General features: G+C 75.2%; 16 protein-coding genes and 1 tRNA gene. 4 read left to right on the plus strand and 13 right to left on the minus strand.

Annotation, left to right across the window (positions count from 1 at the left end; genetic code table 11):
• Positions 1-66: 66 nt before the first annotated feature.
• Genes ACFY0D_RS15290 through ACFY0D_RS15300 form a run of 3 tightly spaced genes read right to left on the minus strand, consistent with a single transcriptional unit; the run spans position 67 to position 3,334 of the window.
• Positions 67-1,560, minus strand: coding sequence for an AMP-binding protein (locus tag ACFY0D_RS15290; protein WP_390798771.1), 1,494 nt, complete (start codon positions 1,558-1,560; stop codon positions 67-69).
• Positions 1,560-2,315 carry a glycosyltransferase family A protein gene (locus ACFY0D_RS15295; RefSeq protein ID WP_390798772.1) on the minus strand — a complete coding sequence of 252 codons (756 nt, stop codon included), beginning with the start codon at positions 2,313-2,315 and terminating at the stop codon, positions 1,560-1,562. Before ACFY0D_RS15295 ends, ACFY0D_RS15290 begins: the two co-directional genes overlap by 1 nt.
• Positions 2,312-3,334 carry a 3-oxoacyl-ACP synthase III family protein gene (locus tag ACFY0D_RS15300; RefSeq protein WP_390798773.1) on the minus strand — a complete coding sequence of 341 codons (1,023 nt, stop codon included), beginning with the start codon at positions 3,332-3,334 and terminating at the stop codon, positions 2,312-2,314. Before ACFY0D_RS15300 ends, ACFY0D_RS15295 begins: the two co-directional genes overlap by 4 nt.
• 180 nt (positions 3,335-3,514) lie before the next feature.
• On the opposite strand from ACFY0D_RS15300, the gene ACFY0D_RS15305 reads away from it, so the two are divergent.
• Together ACFY0D_RS15305 and ACFY0D_RS15310 are read left to right on the plus strand one after the other, a co-directional pair.
• Positions 3,515-4,996 carry a hypothetical protein gene (locus tag ACFY0D_RS15305; RefSeq protein WP_390798774.1) on the plus strand — a complete coding sequence of 494 codons (1,482 nt, stop codon included), beginning with the start codon at positions 3,515-3,517 and terminating at the stop codon, positions 4,994-4,996.
• 19 nt (positions 4,997-5,015) lie between these two features.
• Complete coding sequence (locus ACFY0D_RS15310; RefSeq protein WP_390798775.1) at positions 5,016-5,342, plus strand: hypothetical protein; 327 nt, start codon at positions 5,016-5,018, stop codon at positions 5,340-5,342.
• 9 nt (positions 5,343-5,351) lie between these two features.
• Here ACFY0D_RS15310 and ACFY0D_RS15315 read toward each other — a convergent pair whose 3' ends face one another.
• The 8 genes from ACFY0D_RS15315 to ACFY0D_RS15350 are packed head-to-tail and all read right to left on the minus strand — an operon-like array spanning position 5,352 to position 16,185.
• Entirely contained in the window at positions 5,352-6,683 is a 1,332-nt protein-coding gene (locus ACFY0D_RS15315) for a protein kinase (RefSeq protein ID WP_390798776.1), read from the minus strand.
• Positions 6,680-7,621, minus strand: coding sequence for a PP2C family serine/threonine-protein phosphatase (locus tag ACFY0D_RS15320; RefSeq protein WP_390798777.1), 942 nt, complete (start codon positions 7,619-7,621; stop codon positions 6,680-6,682). Before ACFY0D_RS15320 ends, ACFY0D_RS15315 begins: the two co-directional genes overlap by 4 nt.
• On the minus strand, positions 7,618-8,280 hold the full coding sequence (locus ACFY0D_RS15325; protein WP_351155411.1) for a VWA domain-containing protein: 663 nt from the start codon (positions 8,278-8,280) through the stop codon (positions 7,618-7,620). The genes ACFY0D_RS15320 and ACFY0D_RS15325 overlap by 4 nt, the downstream gene beginning before the upstream one ends.
• A gap of 36 nt (positions 8,281-8,316) precedes the next feature.
• The gene (locus ACFY0D_RS15330; RefSeq protein WP_390798778.1) at positions 8,317-8,445 is read right to left on the minus strand and encodes a hypothetical protein; all 129 of its coding nucleotides are present in this window, start codon (positions 8,443-8,445) and stop codon (positions 8,317-8,319) included.
• Positions 8,442-10,118 (minus strand): hypothetical protein, encoded by a 1,677-nt coding sequence (locus tag ACFY0D_RS15335; protein WP_390798779.1) that lies wholly within the window; start codon positions 10,116-10,118, stop codon positions 8,442-8,444. The genes ACFY0D_RS15330 and ACFY0D_RS15335 overlap by 4 nt, the downstream gene beginning before the upstream one ends.
• Before the next feature lies 1 nt (position 10,119).
• Positions 10,120-12,543, minus strand: coding sequence for a GTPase-associated protein 1-related protein (locus ACFY0D_RS15340; RefSeq protein WP_390798780.1), 2,424 nt, complete (start codon positions 12,541-12,543; stop codon positions 10,120-10,122).
• Entirely contained in the window at positions 12,540-13,814 is a 1,275-nt protein-coding gene (locus tag ACFY0D_RS15345; protein WP_390798781.1) for a hypothetical protein, read from the minus strand. Before ACFY0D_RS15345 ends, ACFY0D_RS15340 begins: the two co-directional genes overlap by 4 nt.
• 1 nt (position 13,815) lies before the next feature.
• Complete coding sequence (locus ACFY0D_RS15350; RefSeq protein ID WP_390798782.1) at positions 13,816-16,185, minus strand: hypothetical protein; 2,370 nt, start codon at positions 16,183-16,185, stop codon at positions 13,816-13,818.
• 185 nt (positions 16,186-16,370) lie between these two features.
• On the opposite strand from ACFY0D_RS15350, the gene ACFY0D_RS15355 reads away from it, so the two are divergent.
• Positions 16,371-18,431, plus strand: a complete 2,061-nt coding sequence (locus ACFY0D_RS15355) for a phosphocholine-specific phospholipase C (RefSeq protein WP_390798783.1) — start codon at positions 16,371-16,373, stop codon at positions 18,429-18,431.
• 158 nt (positions 18,432-18,589) lie between these two features.
• Positions 18,590-19,345 carry an alpha/beta fold hydrolase gene (locus tag ACFY0D_RS15360; RefSeq protein ID WP_390798784.1) on the plus strand — a complete coding sequence of 252 codons (756 nt, stop codon included), beginning with the start codon at positions 18,590-18,592 and terminating at the stop codon, positions 19,343-19,345.
• Positions 19,346-19,479: 134 nt separating this feature from the next.
• Here ACFY0D_RS15360 and ACFY0D_RS15365 read toward each other — a convergent pair.
• Together ACFY0D_RS15365 and ACFY0D_RS15370 are read right to left on the minus strand one after the other, a co-directional pair.
• Positions 19,480-19,552, minus strand: a tRNA-His gene (locus ACFY0D_RS15365).
• Between the two features lie 74 nt (positions 19,553-19,626).
• Positions 19,627-20,400 (minus strand): hypothetical protein, encoded by a 774-nt coding sequence (locus ACFY0D_RS15370; RefSeq protein ID WP_390798785.1) that lies wholly within the window; start codon positions 20,398-20,400, stop codon positions 19,627-19,629.
• Between the last annotated feature and the right edge of the window lie 49 nt (positions 20,401-20,449).

A 20,449-nucleotide genomic window follows, 5' to 3' on the forward strand; every position in this document is an offset into this window, starting at 1 on the left:
GACCCGGCCCGGGACCCGGCCCCGGACCGTGCCGGTACCGCGGCTGCGGACCGGCGGCACGGGCCGTCATCGCGCCGGGCCCAGGCGTCGCGCCGCCAGCGCGGCCGTCGCCGCCCGGTCCGGTTTGCGCGAGCGCCCCGACAGCGGGATCCGCGCGAGCAGCAGGGCGTCGGGCCGGGCCGTGCCCATCCGCCGGACCGGCTCCGACAGGGCCTCGCGCAGGGCCCGTTCGTCCGCGCCGCGCCGCGGCTGCACGACGGCGACGAGCCGTTCGTCGCCGTCACCGTCCGGTATCCCGACGAGCACGGCCAGCTCCACCCCCGGCACGTGCAGGGCGGGCTCGTACAGCCCCGGGTAGATGTTCTCGGCCCGGCGCAGCACCATGTCCTTGCTCCTGCCTTCGAGCACGATGCGGCCCGCGCCGTCCAGCCGTGCCCGGTCGCCCGTACGCACCCACGCGTCGGGCTCCTCCCCGAGGTAGCGGTGGCGGGCCGCCGGGCCGGACAGCAGCAACTGCCCGTCCTCGTCCGGCTTGGCGAGCACGCCCGGCAGCGGCGCCCCGACCAGGTCCCCGGGCTCCCCGGCCTCCTCGAACGCGGACTTCTCCCGCGACTCGACCGCGGCCGCCGGAAACAGCTCGGTCAGGGCGTACACCCCCCAGGCCTCGGCCGCGCCCGCCGCGCGTACGCGTTCCAGCAGCCCGGCGCCCGCCGGGGCCGAGCCCGTCCACACCCGGCCGTGGAACCGGGCGCCCGCGCCCAGCGCGTCCCGCAGCCGGGGCGGGGTCAGATAGGTGTCCTCGGGCCGAAGCCGGTGCAACTGCCGGGCCAGCACCCGGGAGCTGCCCGCCGGAAGGGCGACGGCGGCGCCGCGCGCCAGCGAGGGGACGAGGACGAAGAAGGTGCCGCCGAGCACCGGCCGGTCCCCGCGCGCGTCGAAGAGGGCGGAGACCGTGGTCATGCCGGCGGCCAGGCTCGCCCGGGTGTGGACGACGGCCCGCGGCAGGGAGGTGGTCCCCGAGGTGAACACGATCACCGCGTCGGCGTCCCCGTCCAGACCGTCCCCGGGCGCCGGCACACCCTGGCGGGGCGCGCCCAGGTCCAGCGCGGGCGCGCAGCCCGGCAGCCGGGGCCCGACCGTGGCCACCGGCCCCAGCGCGGCCAGGTCCGGCAGCGCGAGCCGGGCCCGGCGGGCCAGCGGCCGCGCCCAGCCCGCCACCGCCTGCGCGGCCGCGTCGGCCAGCACCAGCGAGGGCCGGGCCAGCGCGAGGCGGGCGCGCAGCACGTCGGGCCCGGCGCCCGGATCCAGTACGGCCCCGCGCAGTCCGAGCCGCCACAGTGCGAGCAGGACGGCGAGCGCGCGCGGCCCGGGGCGTACGGCCACGCCGACGGTGTCCCCGGCGCGCAGCCCGCGCGCGTGCAGGGCCGCGGCGAAGGCATCGGCCAGCTCGGCGAGTTCGCCGCGGGTGGCCCGTACCCGGGGCGCGCCGGTGCGGGTGGCGGTGAGCACGGCGGGCCGCTCCGGGCGGCTGCGCAGTGCGTGGTCGAGGTGGTCCAGCATCAGCGGGGGTCGTCCGTTCCGTGCGTGCCGCTGCCCTGGTCGAGGTACCAGCGGGCGGTGCCGGCGAGCCCGTAGGCCCGCAGGCGCCGCGTGGAGTTCTCCACGACCATCTCCCGGCAGTGCGTGATCCGGTCGGTGTGGCGGCGCACGGCGTTGAGGAAGAGCCGGTCGGTCGGCGAGGGGCGCCGGGGCATCCCGCCGACGCCCAGGTACAGCTCGGCGGTGATGGCCATGTTGTTCCCGGCGTGCATGCGGTACGGCGCCCGGTAGCCGCGCCGCCGGGCGTGCTCGGGCCGCAGCCGGCCGAAGAGCGCGGCGAGGGCCACCAGCGCGCCGAACCCGGCCCGGCCCAGCGGTCCGTGCTCGTCGCGGCGGGCCACGATCCGCCCGCACACCAGGCCGGGGCTGCGGGTCAGCGCGGCACGGGCGGCCCCGGTCCAGCCGGGCCGGGGCAGGCAGTCGGCGTCCGTACGGGCGAGCAGGGCCGCCCCGCGGCCGATCGCGTACCGGAAGCCGGTGTCCACCGCGGAGCCGACCCCCTTCTCCGGCTCCTCGATCACCTCCACCGGGAAGGGCGCCCCGGCCGCGAACGCCCGGGCGACGGCGCCCGTACCGTCCGTCGAGGCGTTGTCGACGACCAGCAGGGTGAAGTCCCGGTCCCGCTGCGCGGCGAGCGCCCGCAGGGTGGCGGCCAGCCGGGCCTCCTCCTCGTGCGCGGGCACGACCACCCACATCGGTGCGGCCGCGGCCTTCACGACTTCTCCCAGACCATCGTCATGATGCTGATGCCGCCGCCGAGACCCACGAACAACACCCTTTCTCCGGGGGTGAGTTCACCGAACACCCGGTCCAGCTGGAGCCCGATGCTCGCGCTCGCGACATTGCCGAGCTCGGGCACCGTCACCACCAGCTTCCCGGCGGGTACCCCGGTCAGTTCCGCGAACCGCTCCAGGTACGGCACCGTCACCTGGTGCACCAGCACCTTGGCGAAGCCGTCCCACTCCATGCCCGTGCGGTGCAGCGTCCGGTCGATGACGGCGGTGCCCACCTTCTCGAAGACGCCCCGCAGTTCGTGCCCGTCGCCGCGGAAGTACGTGTACGCGTCCCCGCGCGGGTGCCGAGACCCGCCGCCCGGGATGCCCCCGACCTCCCAGTGCTCCGAATGGGTCTCGGTGTCCACGTCGATGATCCCGCCGCGCTCCACGGCCTCCACGACCACCGCCGCGCCCGCGTCGCCGAAGGTGTACCCGGCGAAGCCGTCACGGAGTTCGGCGAGATCGGCCGGGTCCCTGCGCACCGCCCGGCTCGGCGTCTCACCGGTGACCACCAGGGCCCGCCGCGCCCGCCCGGCGAGGATCATGGAGCGGGCGAGGTCGATCCCGTTGACGAAGCTGTTGCAGGCGTTGGTGACGTCCAGGGCGTGGGCCCGGGAGCCCAGTTCCGCCTGAACGATGTGCGCGGTGGCCGGCTCGACCAGGTCGCGGGAGGCGGACGCGAACAGCAGCAGGTCGACGTCGAGCGGACCGAGTCCGGCGGCGGCCAGGGCCCGGCGGGCGGCGCCCACCGCGAGGGTGGAGGCGTACACGCCCTCGCCCGCGACACGGCGGGAGACGATCCCGGTGGCCTGGGTCAGCAGCCTCGGCGGCAGCGTCAGCCCACTGCGGAGCGCGACCTCCCGCTGCAGGGCGTCGGAGGACAGCACCTCGTCGGGCAGCAGGCTGCCGACGGCGGTTATCCCGGCGCGCGGCAGTGGATCACATGGCTGAAGGAACATGCACACACGATGACAAGCCGGTCGCGCCGGAGCCTGAGTACGGATGCTCAGTTCGGCGCCACCGGCCGCACAGGACGCCTGAGTACGCGCACCCCCCGAGGGACGTCGTCCTGCCCAACTCCGGGACAGCCAGGGGCCGTTTGCATAGGGTGGCACGACACGGCCACGGGGGAGGACGCGATGGCGGCACGCCGGTTACCGGTGCTGGCGCAGTACCGGGACGACGCGGTGACCCGGCTGCTGTGCGCGGGAGCCCACCTCGACGAGGGCTTCGCCCGCGAGGTGGACGTGGAACTCACCGAGGACCGGCTGACCGCCACCGGGCTCTCGCTCGGCATCGACCTGGTGGCCCTGGCCCGCCACGCGCGGGCCAGCGTACGGCGGATCGACCGGCGCGACCGGCGCCTCGCCGGGCTCTGCGCGGCCGGCGTGTGGGCGGCGGTACCGGCCGCGCTGTACGGGCTGGTCGCGGACCTGCCCGTGCTCGCCCTCGGGGCAGCCGCCGCGCTCGTCCTCGCGTACGCGACCGCCTGGGCCCTGGTCCGCCAGGCCGAGAACGGGGCCCGTACGGCGGCCCTCGGCGTCGAGCACGGCGCCGGGCGGCCCAAGGACCTCGCCCCGGAGGTCGGGGCGGAGGTGGAGGGCCGGCTGCTGGAGCAGAAGCGGGCCAACGTGGTCCCGTACACGGCGGGGGCCGCGCGCACCAACCCGTTCGTCGGCAGCGGCTCGAAGATCAAGGAGATGGTCTGGCAGCCCATCGACGTCAGCCGGCCCGCCGACGATCCGGCGGGCAGCGGCAAGCTGGTCATCAAGCCCTTCGACGCCGTCGACCTCCACAGCTTCGTCGCCCGCGAGATGGAGCACATCGCCGGGCTGAAGGGCCTGCGGGCCCGCAACCGGCTCTACGTGATGGGCGATCACGTCTCCTACGTCGGGCCCGACCTGCTCCCCGACCGGCTGCGCCGCCCGCGCGCCCAGATACCCAGACAGCTGGTGCAGGCCGGAGTGGTGCAGCCCGGCGCAGGCATGCGCACCCATCTCAGCCTGGAGCGGACCGGCGAGGGCGGCCGCGTCATCGTCTCCATGCACCTGCGGGCCCGGCTCCAGCACCCCAGTCTCACCTGGGAGGTGGCGGCGTACGGCATCCCTCCGCTCCAGTCGCGCTTCTACCGGGTGCACGAGCTGCCCCTGGACGGCTGGGAACGCTGGTGGGACCTCTTCCGCACGGCCACCGCCGCCACCGGGCCGGCGCTGCTCGGCGCCCCCGGACGGCTGGTCCGGCGGGCTGCCGCCCGGGGCGAGCGGGCCCGGTCGCTGGAGAAGCTGCGCCGCGAGATCGGCCGGCGGCACCTGCGCTACGACTACGGAGCCGTGGACAGCCTCCGTGAGCGGGTCGCCGACTGGGATCAGCTGGGCTTCTCCGAGCGGACGGACTCCCAGGACTTCCTCCAGCGTCTCCAGCAGGGCGTGCTGATAGCGACCGAACGGTTCCTGAAGGACCACCACGTCGACACCAGCTCCTACGACCAGGCGCAACAGGTGATCAACACCCACACCTACACCTTCCAGGGCGACATCCACTCCAGCAACATCGGCGCGCACGGCACCGTCAACCAGGGCGGTCAGGCGCAGACCTCGGGGAAGCCGCCCGGGCAGCCCTGAGCGAGTACGAGGAGCACGCGTGAGCAGCTACCACTTCCACGGGAACATCTCCGGCCCCAACAACATCGGGGACAACGGCACCATCAACATCGGGCAGCAGGACACCGCCGCGCAGACCCTGCGCCTCGCCACCGAACTCGCCCAGTGGCTCCGGGCGCAGGGGGCGGCGCAGGAGCGGCTCGACGCGGCCCAGGCCCTGCGCGGCGAGCTGGACCGGGCCGGACAGGAGGGGCGCGCCGCCGAACCGGGCCTGATCCGGCGGTCGCTGGAAACCATCACCCTCGGGCTGGGCGCGGGCAGCACCGGCCTCACCCTCGCCCAGGAGATCAGCCGCCTGCTGGGCTGACGGGCCGGCTCACCTCGCCCGTACGACGGCCCGCGCGCCGCCGAAGTCCAGCTCCAGCCCCGAACGCAGCGGCACGGTCTGCCCCGGGGCGATCTCCTGCGTGCTGCCGTCCGCGCGGGTACCCGTCCACGCCGACCCCGAACGGTTGGCCAGCCCGAACTTCCCCGGCCGCTGCGGATGCTCGGTCAGCTGCGCCACCAGCGTGCCGTCGCCGTAGTCGTGCCGGGCCGGCTCCGGCGCCAGGTGGTGCGCCTGCACCCGCGAGGACCGGTGCAGCAGGATGTGGTGCTCGGTGCGCGGCGGGGGCGTGGTCAGCACCAGCCGGGGCGGCAGCACCAGCGCGTTCCCGCAGCTCCAGCAGGTGCCCGGGGTGGCCGACCGGGGCTCGGTCATGTTCTGCTTCCCGCAGTGGGCGCAGTCCACGACCGCGTCCAGGACCGCCCGGAGCGCGTCGCGCCACTGCGACTCCCGCACCCGGGCCGCCGGGTCGTGCAGGCCCCGGGTGAAGTTCCTGGTGAACAGGGCACGCAGGGAATCGGGCACCACCGCCCAGGTGGCCAGTACCGTGGCGTGCTCCACCGGGTCGGGGGCGTTGGAGCGGTCCTGCGGGTCGAACAGGAACAGCGGGTCCTTCCCGTACAGCTTGCGCTCGGCGGCCTCGTCGAAGCAGCGGATCGCCAACTCCCGTTGGCCCATCAGCGGATGATGGTTCATCAACAGCATGAACAGCAGCACGGACAGGGAGTGCAGATCGCTCTGGGTGCCGGGGGAGACCCCGGGCTCGCCGCGCACCAGCTCGGGCGCCATGAACGCCATGGTCCCCGAGATGCCCGTGCTGTCGCCCTCGACCACCGCGTTGTCGTTGTCGCAGACCAGCACCTCGCCGGTGGCCGGGTCGAAGAGCAGGTTCCCCCAGGAGATGTCCCGGTAGGCGATCCCGCGCGAGTGCAGCGCCTGGTACGCCTCGACCGTGTACAGGCAGGCGGTGAGCAGGGCGCGGACCGTCGTCCGCAGCTTGCGGCGGAAGAGCAGCGGCAGGCCCTTGAACCGGTCCGGGCGGATGTCCATCAGGTAGCCGAAGCCGCCGCGCCCGTCGCCCACGAAGTCCCGGGGCCACAGGAAGCGGTCGTCGTCGAAGCCGCGGTCCACCAGCTGGCGGACGATGTCCTCCTGCTCCGGTGTCGCGCACGCCGGGTAGTACCACTTGAGGGCCTGGTCGCCGGCCGGGGTGCGCACCCGGTAGACCTCCCCCTGGCCGCCGGCTCCGAGCAGGTCGAAGACCTCCACGCCCAGGCCGCTGTCGGCCGTCAGCCGGGTACCGCTGTCGAGCATGCCGCTCATTCGTCACTCCTGTACGGGTCTGTCATGTCGGCCGGGTCGGCGGCGCCGGCGCTGTCGGGCGGCACCCCGCCGGGTTCGGTCAGGGCTGTGGCGGCGTGCCAGGCCGCCACCAGGGTGGTGTCGTCCCCCGAATGCCGGGAGGCCTTGGCCAGCCACTCCGGCAGGACGGCCCGGACGCACTCCGGGCCCTCCGCCGACAGCCGGTCGTCCAGCCCGGCCATGAACTGCCGGAAGCCGGTGTCCGAGGCGAAGCTCTTGGACAGCCCGTCGGTCGAGAGCGACACCAGTCGCGGCGCCCGCGCGGGGTCGGTCACCGGCGCCCAGTGCGTACGGACCCGCAGCCAGGCCTGCGGGGAGCACAGCGACTCCGTCTCGTCGCCCAGATCCGCCTCGTCCGGCGCGAGCGGTACGGTCACCTGCCCGTCGTCGGTCACCACGGTCAGCTCGCCGTCGCCGAGCTGCCAGGCCGCGAAGACCCGGGGGGTCAGCACGGCGCCGACGAGCGTGCTCCCGTACAGCACCAGCTTGTCCGCCGGGGACGGCCCGGGCTCGCCGGGCGAGCTGCTGCGCTCCCAGTGCCCGAGCGCCTTCTCCTGCCAGGCGCTGACCAGTTGGCGGGGCAGCGTGTACTGGGCGTAGTTCATCAGCCAGGCCAGGCTGGGCGGCCGTGTCCCGCCCCGGGGCTCCGCGAGCGCGGCGAACAGCCGGGCCTGCTGGACGAACAGGTCCACGGCGAACCGGGACCCGAAATGACTGCGCGCGTGCGCCGCCGATCCGTGGCCGTCGGCCACCGCCATGATCAGGGGTCGTGCCGCGGTGCCGAGCCCCTCCGCGTCGTGGTGGTCCTGGTTGCGCGCCTTGTTCACGCCCTGGACGCTGCCCTGGATCGTGTCCCAGAGCGGCAGCGGTCCGTGGGTCATCCACACGGGCTCGCTCACCACACGTCGTCATCGTCGTCGTCGAGCACCGGCGGGGCGTACGGCGGCTGCTTCACGGTCGCGTCCCCGAAGCCCGCCACCGGCTGGGAGGCCGCCTTCACCGCGGCCGTCGAGGCCCAGCGGATCGCCGCCGCCAGCTGCTTGGGGCTGTTCGCGTCCAGCGGCTGGAGCTCGGGATTGCCCAGGAACTCCTGGAGCACGTTGCGGTCGGCGTCCGCGCCGATCGCGATGGCCACCCGGACCGCCTTGCGGCCCCAGGGCGTCGCGTCCACCGCCCGCAGTCCCGCCTTCCAGTCGTCCGTCGGCACCCCGTCGGAGACCAGCGCCAGCACCGGCTTCAGGGCCCGTTGCGGCATCGGCGGGGTGTCCAGTTCGCGCGCCGCGAGCTGGAGGGCCTCACCGAGATTGGTCATACCGTCCACCTGCACGTCCTGCCAGGTGAACTGCTCGACCGGCACCGGGTCCTTGTGGTGCCAGCGGGCCGTCGTGGAGAACGTCATCGTGCGCAGCAGCAGCTGGGCCGCCGGATTGTCCTGCGCCACGGAGAGCATCTCCGGAATCGCTTCTCTGATCGCGTAGTTGAGCTGGCCGATCTTCTCGCCCTGCATCGAGTACGAGCAGTCGATCAGCCAGATGAAATGGACGGGCCGGTTCGCCATCGGCCCGCCGGGGATGTCACTCACCGCGTGTCTCCTTCAACTTCCGGTCCATTGCGGGATGTACCGCACGAGCGCCGCCACCGCGGCGGCCGCCGTCATCACGACCGCCGACACGAACAGGACCGCCATCATCCGCCGGCCCCGCGTGATCTGCGGTGTCATCATGGGGTGTTGCTCCTTTCCGCGCCGGGCGCGACCTGCGGGTCCCGGGTGTCCTGACCGGCCTGCGTGCTGTCCGGCCGGGCTCGCCCGTCCGGCCGTTCCCGCCGGTCTTGTACGAGCCGTCCCACGCGCAGCCCGGTCCGTGACAGCAGCCACAGCACCGGCTCCGCCGCCCGCCGCCCTTCGGTGTCCAGGGCGCCCGCCCCGGTCGCGGCGCGGGCGCTGACCACCCAGTACCGGGCCGCCGCGAAGTCGTGCCCGAGGGCCCGGACCAGCTCGTCCAGCCCGATCCCGGCCAGCCACGCCTCGACCGGCTCCGACGGCCGCGGCAGTGAGTCCAGCCGGTCCAGTACGTCCCGCTTGGTCACCACCGTGGCCACGGGCAGGCGCCCGCGACGGCCGCCGAGCCCCTGCAGCTCGCCGGTGAACCCCGCGTACGTCTCCACCGGGCCGAGGTCGGCCGGCCGGGCGGCCTGCGCCCGTTCGGTGTCACCCGCCTGCAGGGCACGGCGTACGACGGGCGCGGCGAGCACGTCGGTCACCAGCAGGACCCCGTCGGCGTGCGCGAGATAGCCCTGGCCGCGGGTCGTGTCGGCGTCCCGGAGGGACTCGCCCATCGGGTCGTACAGGTACAGCAGACGGCGCCGGCGGCCGTGCCCGACCAGCAGCATCAGGGCGCGCGGCTGCCCGCCCTGGGTCTTGAGGGTCCACCCGGTCCGGTTCAGCTGCTGTCCCAGGGCGTTGGCCTCGCGGAGGTCGTCGGGGGAGGCGTACTCGACGGTCAGCCGGGACTCGTGCGACCAGGACCGCAGTCCGTCGAGCACGGCCGCCAGCAGCATCGTCTTCCCGGCCGAGGTGCCCCCGATCAGCGGCACGTGCACGACCCGGGTGGTGCCGACGGCCGGCGGCAGGCCCCGGTCGCAGTGCGGGCACCGGGCGGCGAGCCCCCGCCGCCCGGTCATGAGGGTGCTCGGCAGGGCCTTCCCGCAGCGGCAGACGTGCCGCAGGGCGCCGAAGGCGCCGGGCCTCAGCTCGCGGTGGGCGGCGCCGCAGCCCGGGCAGAGGTGCACGGCCAGCGGGAACGGCCGGTAGCAGCCGGGGTAGGGGCACTTCATCCGGATGCCCAGGACCAGCTTCCACAGCCGCTCCGCGACGCGCCCGGCCAAGGTGGCGGCCAGGGCGGCGAGCGCGACCAGGAGGAGCTCGGCCGCGAAGAACAGCGCGACGCCGGCCAGCAGGACGGAGGCGAGCAGCGCGGACAACAGCGCGGCCAGCGCCGTACCGGGAGCCAGCAGCCGCAGCAGCAGCCGGCCGAAGCCGTGGTCCGCGAGCTCGCCGGTCTGGCCGCCCCGGCCGCGCAGCAGGCGGCGGCGCACCACCTCGCCCAGCCAGTGCCGGGTCAGCAGGAACCAGACGGTCAGCGCCGCGGCCTGTCCGGCGAACCGGGCGTCCAGCCACATCTGTCCGGCCCAATACGCGGGCCGCGCCGGTTCGGGACCGGTGTACGGGGCGATCCGCGGGTCGGTGCCGCCCGGCGGATGGGTCCGGAAGGCGGCCCAGGCGGCCGACAGGGCCAGCGCCAGGAACCGCCACAGCCCGTACCCGAGGCACACGGCGACCCCGATCACCCCGGTGAGGGTGGCGAGGATCCGCGCGATCAGCTCCGGATCCGTCACGTCAGCCCCCGTTCCCGGCACCGCCGGAGCGGCGCCCTGCGAAGCGTTCGCGCAGGCGGCCGAAGGCACCCGGCCGCTGCCAGGTGCGGAACTCGTCCGCCCAGCGCCCGCCCAGCCGGGCCAGCGACTGCTCTAGCTCGGCCAGCTCCGCCGCCGCGAGGCCCCGTACGGCCGGCCGCAGCACCCCGTCGAGCAGGTCCGTGCGGGCCTCCTGCCAGGCCGGGCCGGCCTGCGGCTGGGAGGACCACACCGTGAAGCAGTCCGCGGCGAAGCCGGGATCCAGCCGCAGCCGGTCACGGACCGCCGGTGCGCGCGCCGCCGCCCGGTAGGCGGCCAGCAGCTCCGCGTCGTTGCTCTCGATCAGCGCCCGCAGCTCGCTGTCCGGCCGGTCCCCGGCCAGCAGCCGCGCGCACAGGGCCGCGTACGCGCTCTCCCGCGGGCCCGGATCCGGATCCAGCGACCCCAGGTCCAGCGCCTGGCGGACCCAGCCCCCGCCCGCCGAGCCCGACCGCAGGTTCAGGGCCAGCTCCAGCAGCAGCAGCGACGGCCGCAGCCGGGCCGGGATCTCCTCCTGGAACTGCCCGAGGAGCTCCGGAGCCAGCTCCGCGGCCTCGGTGTCCCCGGCCGGCGCCCGCACGGCCGCCTGGACGAGCAACTCCCAGGTCCCGGACTCCCGGTGGACCTGCGCCCCGGTCGCCATCAGCACCAGCCCGGCCTCGCCCGCCCCCGGCGGATCCCCGTCCCACACCAGCCGCATCGCGGTCCGCAGCACCAGCGGCTCCGCGTACAGCGAGACGCCCGAGTGGGCCAGCAGCGCGTTCAGGGTGCCGACCCGGTCCGGTGCGGGCGCGGCCGCCGCCGCGGCCTCGGCGCACATGCGCAGGTGCGGCCGCGCGTCGGCCGCGGACGGCCGCAGCGCGGTCCGCTCGAACAGCCGCCGCCCGGCGGCCGGATCGCCCGCCGCGAGCGAGTCCAGCCGGTCGAGTACGAGGGCGCGCAGCCCGGGCAGTTCGGCCAGCGCGGCCCGCACTCCCGCCCCGTACGCCCGCTCCGGATCGGTGAGCAGCGCGAGCGCCAGCTGCCGGGCCGTGCCGGGCAGCAGGTCGCTCACGTCCACCCCGAGCACCGAGGCCACCCGCAACAGCCCGGCGGGATGGCCCGGTTCGGCCGCGGGGCCGCCCAGCGCCGCCCGCAGGCCCGGTTCCAGCTCCGCCGCGAGGCGGCCGCGGACGGCCGCGCCCAGGGCGCCCGCGGTGGGCAGGGCCGCGGGCGGCGCGCCGGTCCGTACCGCCTCGGTCAGCGTCAGGGCCACCAGCGGCTCGCACACCGTGGGCGGGGCCCAGCCGTCCAGGGCCGCGAGCAGCCGCCCGGCCGCGGCGACCTCCGCCGGGTCCCGGTCCCCGGCCGGGCGGCCCAGCGCCCGGGCCAGCGCGTGCAGCCGTACGCCGTCCAGGGCGTCCCGGTGCCCGGCGGCCCAGTCGGCGGCCGCGGTCCGGCCGGGGGAGGGCAGGGCGATGTCCGCGGCCAGGGCGAGCGCGGCCAGCGGGCCCGCGTCGTAGGGCCCGGCGGCCAGCCGCCGCACCTCGGCGACCAGGTCCTGGCGCCGCGCCTGCCAGACGCGCGCGGCGGTGTCGGCCCACACGTCCGGCTCCCCGGCGGCGGCGGGGGCGGCGGCGCGCGTGGCGTCGTAGACCCGGTAGCGGTGTTCCTGCCCGGCGAGGCCCGGCCCGTCCTCGGGCATCACCCCGATGATCTGCTGCCGGGCCAGCTGCGGCCGCCGGGTGTAGGTGGTGAAGGTGAGCCACTGTCCCCGCTGGTGCGGCAGCACACTGCACGCGAGCATGATCCAGCGGGCGACGGCCTCGCTGTCCGCCTCCACGAGCACGATCTGCGGGGCGTCCGGGTCCTCGCCGAGCCGGCGCACATCGGCGAAGAAGGCGGCGAGCCACGGCGCGCGGGCCGCGACGAAGGCGGCCAGCGCGGCCCGGTCGAGGCGGCCCGGCGCGGGCACCGCGGCCAGCACGGGGGCGCCGGCCTCCGGGGTCGCGGCGGCCCACTGGGGCGAGCCCCAGGCGGTGATCGGCAGTTCGCCCACGGCCGGACCGGAACCGGCGGGCTGCGGCAGGTGCACCGCGTGGGCGTGGAAATTGCCCCAGCGGCCGCTGTAGTCGGCGCCCGTGTACACCGAGCGCGCCAGCAGCCGGCTGCCGTCGGCCAGCACGTTCAGGCTGAGCGCCTGCGGGAAGGCGGCCAGCTCCTTCGGCCCCGGGCGCGGCGGCGCGTCCCGGGGCGGCTCGTAGCCGATCAGCTGCTCCGCCTCGCGCAGCAGGGCGGCCGGCACCCCGGGGCTCACGGCCGTGAACCGGAAACCGGAGCCGTCGGGACCGGGCGGCGCCGAGGTGTAGTGCAGTTGGGCGAGATTCATGAGTTCCCCTCGGAGCCGGTACGGCCACCCGCGCCGACGGCGCCACCGGTGCGCGGCAGCAGCCCGCCCAGCCCCAGCAGCCACAGCAGCGGATCCTCCACGCGCAGCGGTCGCGGACCCGACTTCGGGGCGTCGGCCGGCGCGTGCGCGGGCGGCGACGAGCCGAGCGCCGACAGCCCGAACAGCGACAGCTGGGCGAAGTCCCGCTCCAACTGCCGCAGCAGCGCCCCCGAGTCCCAGCCGTCGAGGAGCGAGCGCATCTCCTCGTGCACCGCCCGCCGGTCCTCCTCGTCGAGCGCGCCGGCGCCGTGGTCGGCATTGCGCAGCAGCGGCGAATGCGGCTCCAGCAGCGGCGCCAGCGAGTCCGTCTTGGTCACGGCCACCGCCACCGGGGTGGTGACCCGGCCGCGGGAGGAACCCCGGCCGTGCGCCCGCAGCTGCGCCGCGAGATCGGCGGCGATCTGCTGCGGCGGGGTCTCGATGACCGGCAGCGGCGGCCCGTCGTCCACCGGCAGCCGGTCGCGCACCGCCCGCATCTGCAGCGGGTCCACGAGCAGGATGATCCCGTCGGCGGCGGCCAGGTAGTGGGTGTAGCGGTCCATGGCCTCGGCGCTGGCGAGGTCCTCGCCCGCCGCGTCGAAGAACACCAGCGCGGTGTGCCGGCTGCCGTCCCCCCGCAGCCGGCGCCGCAGGGGCAGGCTCAGCCGGTACAGCAGCGGGTCGTTGAAGCCGAGAGCCGCCGGCCGGGTGGCCTCCGGCAGCCGCAGCCGGTCGTAGAGGTCCTCCGCGAGCTCCCGGTCCCGGCGCTGGGTCTCGCCGCCCATCGCGGTCACCGAGGCTCCGTACGCCCGGCCCACCCTGCCGCGCAGTTCGCCCAGCAGCACCGAGACGTAGGTGCTCTTCCCGGAGGCCTTGGGGCCGAGCAGGGCGATGATCCGGGTGTCCTGGTCGCAGTAGTCGCTCGGGAAGTCGCTGTGGCAGCGCCGGCAGACCCGGACCGGGGTGGACCCGCCGCAGGCGGGGCAGTCCGCGCGCGATCCGCCCCCGCTCGGGGTCAGGCGCAGGCCGAGGCCGCGCGGGGCGGTGAAGACCGGGCCGCGCATCTTCAGCGCGGGAGGCACGCTCGGGCCCATGAAATCGGCCCATATGGTGTCGAGTTCGGCGCTGCAGGGCTTGGCGCCGCGCACCCCCGTGGCGGACATCTGGCAGCGGTAGGGCAGCCGGGCCGCCGGGGACCGGTCGAAGCAGTAGGGGCAGACGACGGAGGTCATGTCAGCGGACCACCAGGGAGAGGAGAGGAGGCTCTTCGAGCCGGACGGAGGCGGCGGCGCCGCCGAGGAGAAAACCGCGCAGGGCGTACGGGCGGCCGGGTGCGACGGCGGTGTCGATCGGGCGCTCCACCGTGCCGGTGCCCGTTCCGGCGCCCGCGGCCGCGGCCGCGAGCTCGGCCCCGGTCACCCGGCACACGGCCGTTCCGCCGGACGGGCCGCCCGGGCGCCGCGGGTTGCGGCCGCCGTCCCCGCGGGCCACGAGGACGAAGCCGGGGAGGTCCGGGCCGGGTGCGCCGCCCGGCGCCCGTACGGTCACCCGCAGGACGGCGGGCCCGCGGCGCAGGCCGCGCCGGGCGCCGGGCACCAGCTCGTAGGCGATGGCCACGTCGGCGGGCAGTTCGGCCCGCGCGTCGCCCCCGGCCGAGGCGAGCACGGAACGCGCGCTGCGCGGTGCGGCGTGGGCCTCGACGGACAACGCGGCCGGGGTGACCGGCAGTCGCAGGCCCTCGCGCAGGAACACGCTGCGGGCCACGGCGGACTCCGTGCGCCGGCCGTCCTGGGTGACGACGGCGGTGACGGTGCCGGCCGTGCCGGGCCAGTCGAAGCCGACCTCGACCAGGCCGGGCGCGGCCCGCCGCAGCGCGAGCCCGGTCACCGGCAGCGGGGCCTCGACCAGGACGCAGGGCCCGGCCAGGGCCCGCGCGCCCAGCACGGACACGGCGCAGACGCTGGTGAGCGATCCCGGGGGCGGGTGCCCGACACAGACCCGGCCGCTCCCGGCGGGACTGCTCCCGCCCGGACTGCTCCCGCCCGGACTGCTCCCGCCCGGACCGCTCCCGCCCGGGCGGGACCAGCCCGGACCGGCCCACTCCAGCGGCGGCGGCAGCTCGGCCGCCGTCAGTTCGGCCCGCTCGGCGGGCGCGGCGCCGGGCCACTCCACCAGCCGCACCTCGGCCCTGTCGCCGCCGGTCAGCCCGAACTCCATCCCGCCCGCCTCCCGGGCCCGGGCCGTCAGGGTGAGCACGGGCTCCGGCCAGGCGTGCACGGTGACCGGGACGGTAACGGCCGCGGACAGCGCGCCGCGGTGGGCGCGGTCGGCGCGGCCCGTCGGGGCGTACCGGGCCCGCACCGCCAGCTCGTACCTCCCGGGCGCCAGCCCCTCCGCGCGCAGGGTCTCCCGCAGACCCGCCCGTGCCGCCGCGGGCACCGGTACGCGTCCCTGCGGCCCGGTCAGCGTCACCTCGCAGTGGGACGCGCCCGACGGCGCGGTCCACGAGGCCCCGATCCACCCGTTGCCGTCGGCGGCGGCCGCCTCCGTCACCGCCGGGGCGACCGACAGCGGGGCCGCGATCAGCGGCGGCCCGTCGACGGCGCCGTCGGCCCGCAGCGGCAGCGCCACGTGGCGGACCTCCTGGCCGATCCCGGCGCCGCGGTCCACGAGCACGCCCCCGACCGGCCGCCCCGCCACCTCGGCGAGCGGCGCGCCGGCCGGCTCCCCGCGGGTGAGCCGCACCACCCGCCAGCGCGTGTCCCCGAAGTCCCCGACGGGCCAGCGCAGTTCGACACCTCCGGGAACGAGGGCGGACACCATCGGGCCGGGGTCCCCGGGATCGGGCCGGTAGGTGCGGACCAGCCCGCGCACCGCGCGCGGGCAGTCGCCCGCCAGCGCCGCGGCCTCCTCGTAGTGGACGCAGGCCCGCTCCGGATCCCCCTGCTCCTCGGCCCGCCGGGCGACCGCGAGCTCGGTGTCGGCGGCCGCCACCCGGGCGGCCAGCCCGGCGAGGAGGGCCGCCAGCGAGGTGTCCTCACCCGCGGGCGGCAGCATTGCGGCCCGGCGGGCCGCGGAGCGGATCCGGTGCTCCAGCACGTCGTCGAGCAGGGATTCGGCGGCGGCCCGCTGCCCCTCGTCCAGCCGGGCCCGCCGGGCGGCCGCGTGGACCAGGGCCGCGGCCTCGGCCGGGTCCACCCCGAAGCCGGCCGCGGTGGCCGGCAGCTGCCCCTCGGGATGGTCCTGGAGCAGGTGGGTCAGCTGGTAGAGCAGGATCCGGCGCAGGGCGGCGGGGTCCGCCTCCTGGATCGAGGCCAGCCGCTCCAGCAACCGGGCGGCTCCCGGCTCCGGCCGCTCTCGGCGCAGCGACCGCAGCACCCCGGCGCCCACGTGCCGGCGCCGGCCGGGCCCGGTGACGGCGAAGATCCCGTCGAGTACCCGTAAGCGTCCGCCGGACGGCACCAGTAACTCGCCCAAGTGGCGTAATCCGAGGGACTGTTGCGCGGAGAGGAGTTCCCCGTACCCTCCCACGAGCGGCGACAGCGGCAGGCCGGAGAGCGCGCGGGGCAGCCCGATGGCATGCCCGAACTCGGTCCCGGCCATCCGCTCTGCGCCCCCCGTGCAGTGTGTGGGAGGTCATTTCAGCAGATACGCGGGTCGTTCGGGAGCTCTTTTCGTTCTCCAGGTGTACGGCGCAGCGTCACGAAGCGATCTCCGCCCGGTACCCCGGGACCGCTGTCCTTGGGGCGCCCCTCGACTTCCCCCTCACCCCCAGAGGTCGTCACCCCATGGCAGAACTCAACCGTCGCAGGTTCCTGCAGATAGCCGGTGGCACCGCCGCCCTCACGATGCTGAACGACAGCATCGCGCGGGCCGCCGCCATCCCGGCACAGGGCACCACCGGCACGATCCAGGACATCGAGCACGTCGTCGTCCTGATGCAGGAGAACCGGTCCTTCGACCACTACTTCGGCGCGATGAAGGGGGTACGGGGCTTCGGCGACCCGCGGCCGGTCCTCCAGGACAACGGCAAGTCGGTCTTCCACCAGTCGAACGGGACGAAGGACATCCTGCCCTTCAACCCGCAGGTCCAGGACCTCGGCATGCAGTTCCTGGAAGGGCTCAACCACGACTGGGCCGGCGGCCACCAGGCGTACAACAACGGCAAGTACGACAAGTGGGTCCCGGCCAAGACGGCCACGACCATGTCGTACATGACCCGGAACGACATCCCGTTCCACTACGCCCTCGCCGACGCCTTCACGGTGTGCGACGCCTACCACTGCTCCTTCATCGGCGCCACGGACCCGAACCGCTACTACCTGTGGACGGGTCACACCGGCAACGACGGGACCGGCGGCGGCCCGGTCCTCGGCAACCAGGAGGCCGGCTACGGCTGGAAGACCTACCCCGAGCGGCTGGAGTCCGCCGGGGTCTCGTGGAAGGTCTACCAGGACATCGGCGACGGCCTGAACGCCGCCGGTTCCTGGGGCTGGATCAACGACGCCTTCCGCGGCAACTACGGCGACAACTCGCTGCTGTACTTCAACACCTACCGGGGTGCCCAGCCCGGCAGCGCCCTGTACGAGAAGGCCCGTACGGGCACGAACGTCAAGGCGGGCGACGGCTACTTCGACCGGCTGCGCGCGGACGTGGTGGGCGGCACGCTGCCCCAGGTCTCCTGGATCGCCGCCCCCGAGGCGTTCAGCGAGCACGCGAACTGGCCGACCAACTTCGGCGCCTGGTACATCTCGCAGGTCCTGGACGCGCTGACCGCGAACCCGGCGGTCTGGGCCAAGACCGCCCTGTTCATCACCTACGACGAGAACGACGGCTTCTTCGACCACGTGGTCCCGCCGTATCCGCCGGCCTCCTCCGCCTGGGGCCTGTCCACGGCCGACGTGTCGAAGGACCTCTACGCCGGTGGCGGCGGCTACGCGGCCGGACCGTACGGGCTCGGCCCGCGCGTCCCGATGATCGTGGTCTCCCCCTGGAGCAAGGGCGGCTACGTCTGCTCCGAGACCTTCGACCACACCTCGGTGATCCGCTTCATGGAGAAGCGGTTCGGGGTGCAGGAGCCCAACATCTCCCCGTGGCGCCGTGCCGTCTGCGGCGACCTGACCTCCGCCTTCGACTTCACCCGGGCCGATGCGGCGCCCGCCGCGCTGCCGTCCACGGCCGGGTACGTCCCGCCGGACAAGGACCGCCACCCCTCCTACCACCCGACCCCGCCGGCGACCGGCACCCTGCCCCGGCAGGAAGCCGGCTCCAAGCCGGCCCGCGCGCTCGGCTACAGCCCCTACGTGGACGGCGCCCGCACCACCTCCACCGGCAAGTTCACCCTCACCTTCGCCTCCGGGCCAACCCTGGGCGCCCACTTCCACAGCACCTCGGGCAACCGCACGGACGGCCCCTGGCCCTACACGGTCGAGGCGGGCAAGACGCTTGTCGACACCTGGTCCACCAGCAGCTCCACCGGCAACCAGATCAACCTCACGGTGTGGGGACCGAACGGCTTCCTGCGCAGCTGGAAGGGCCCGGCGAAGAAGGCCGGCCCCGAGGTCACGGCCCGCCACCTGGCGGCCACCGGCAACCTGGCCCTGACCCTGACCAACTCCGGGACGGCGGCCGTCAACCTCACGGTGACCAACACCTACGGCGGCGCCGCCCCGATCCTCCGGGTGGCGGCCGGCGCGACGGTCTCCCACACGGTGGACCTCGCCGCCTCGGGCCGTTGGTACGACGTGCAGGTCGTCTCCGACGCCGACGCCACCTTCCTGCGCCGCTTCGCCGGACACGTGGAGACCGGCGCCCCGGGCGTCTCGGACCCGGCGATCAAGACCGTCTGATCCGGTCCTCCGGTGCGCGCAGCAGCCGCCGTTCCACGACCGGGAGGTCTCCGGGGCGGTGGCTGCGGGCGTGGTGCCGGGATCACGGTGTGACGGTGGATCCGGTGGGCAGAACCTCCGGCGTCGGTTTTCTTCGCCACGTCACCGAGGGAGAACGCATGGCCATCGCCCACCGCAGGATCGGTACCGGACCCGTCCGCGTCATCGTGCTGCACGACTGGTTCGGCACCTCCGCGAACTGGGGCTCCGTACTGGACCACCTGGACCCCGAGGGCTTCAGTTACGTCTTCCTCGACTACCGCGGATACGGCGACCGCCGCGACGTCCCCGGCCGCCACACCCTGGCCGAGATCGCCGACGACGTCCTCGAACTCGCCGACCAGCTCGGCTGGGACACCTTCTCCCTCCTCGGCCACTCCATGGGCGGCAAGGCGGTCCAGCAGGTCCTCGTCCGCGCCCCCGAGCGGGTGGAGAAGCTGATCGGGCTCGCCCCGGTCCCGGCCGGCCCCTACGCGATGGACGACGCGACCCACGCCCTCTTCCACGGCGCCGCCACCGACCCCGAGAAGCGCCGTGTCATCCTCGACCTGGTCACGGGCAACCGCGTGAGCCGCCACTGGCTCGACGGGATGGTCGAGCACTCGCTGGCCGTCTCCCGCCCCGAGGCCTTCGCCGGCTACCTCGCGAGCTGGCAGCCGCTCGACCTGTCCGCCGCCGTGAAGGGCAACACCGTCCCGGTGCTCGTCCTCGTCGGCGAGTACGACCTCGCGATCACCGCGGATGTGATGAGGGACACCTGGCAGGCGTCCTACCCGGACTGCCGGGTCGTGACGGTCCCGGGCACCGGCCACTACCCGCCGCACGAGACCCCGGTGGCCTTCGTCACCGAGGTGGAGGCCTTCCTGCGGATCTAGGGCCTGTCTTTCGGATCATGCCGGGCCCGCCTGATCCGAAAGACAGGCCCTAGGGGGGTGTCCTGCCGATCGGGCCGGGCGCACGAAAAATCCCGTGGGGTACGAGGAGACCTCGTACCCCACGGGATCGACAGGGTGAGTGACGGGACTTGAACCCGCGGCCACCTGGACCACAACCAGGTGCTCTACCAACTGAGCTACACCCACCACGAAGGGCGGCGGACCGCCCGTTCGATGTGCAAGCACAGCATAGCCGATCAGAGGGGTGGTCCCGCGACGCCTTATCGGGCGGCGGACGTGCTTGCGGCCGGGCCGGAAGCACGTCCGGAGGGGCGGGCGACGGCGTGGGCGACGGCCGCCGCGGCGAGCGCCCGGACGATCGGGTGCGGCCTCGACCCGTCCCCGTGCAGCTCCGGCTGGAACAGCGTGGCCAGGAAGAAGGGGTGCCCGGGCAGCTCCGCGATGCGCACCTGGCCGTCCTCGTCGCGCCCCGACAGCCGCAGGCCGTGCGCGGTGAGCTCCGGCAGGTGCGTGGGCGCGGGCCCGTACGAGCAGTGGTAGCGCTCCATCGACCGCTCCGCACCGAGCGCGGCCTCGGCGAGCGAGCCCGGCTCGCACCGTACGAGGCCCTCGTGCCCGACGAGCGAACAGGCGAGCGGCGCGATCAGTGGGTCCGCCGCCCCGGGATCGTTCTCGGCGTGCGCGGCGCCGGCCAGCCCGCACACGTTCCGGGCGTACTCCAGCAGGGCGTGCTGGAAGCCCCCGCAGGTCCCGAGGAACGGGATGCGCCCCTCGCGGGCCACCCGGATCGCGGCCAGCGCCCCGGGCTCGCTGGCGTAGGGGCTTCCGGGCAGCACCCACACGGCGTCGAAACGGGCCAGGGTCCCGGCGGCCGCCTCGGCCTCCGCCTCGCCGGTGGGGATCCAGTAGGCGTCGAGGACGAGCCCGTCGCGGGAGGCGAGGGAGTCGAGGAGGAGCGGGATCCGGGTGTGGGACTTCACGTGCGGGGAACGGTCGCCGACGAGGGCGATCCGCGCGATCGGGGCGGTGGTCATACCCGTCATCGTGCGACCCGGACCCGGTTCAGCGCCAACGATGGTTCCT

The organism is Streptomyces sp. NPDC001502 (assembly GCF_042894785.1).
Taxonomy (GTDB): Bacteria; Actinomycetota; Actinomycetes; order Streptomycetales; family Streptomycetaceae; genus Streptomyces; species Streptomyces kutzneri.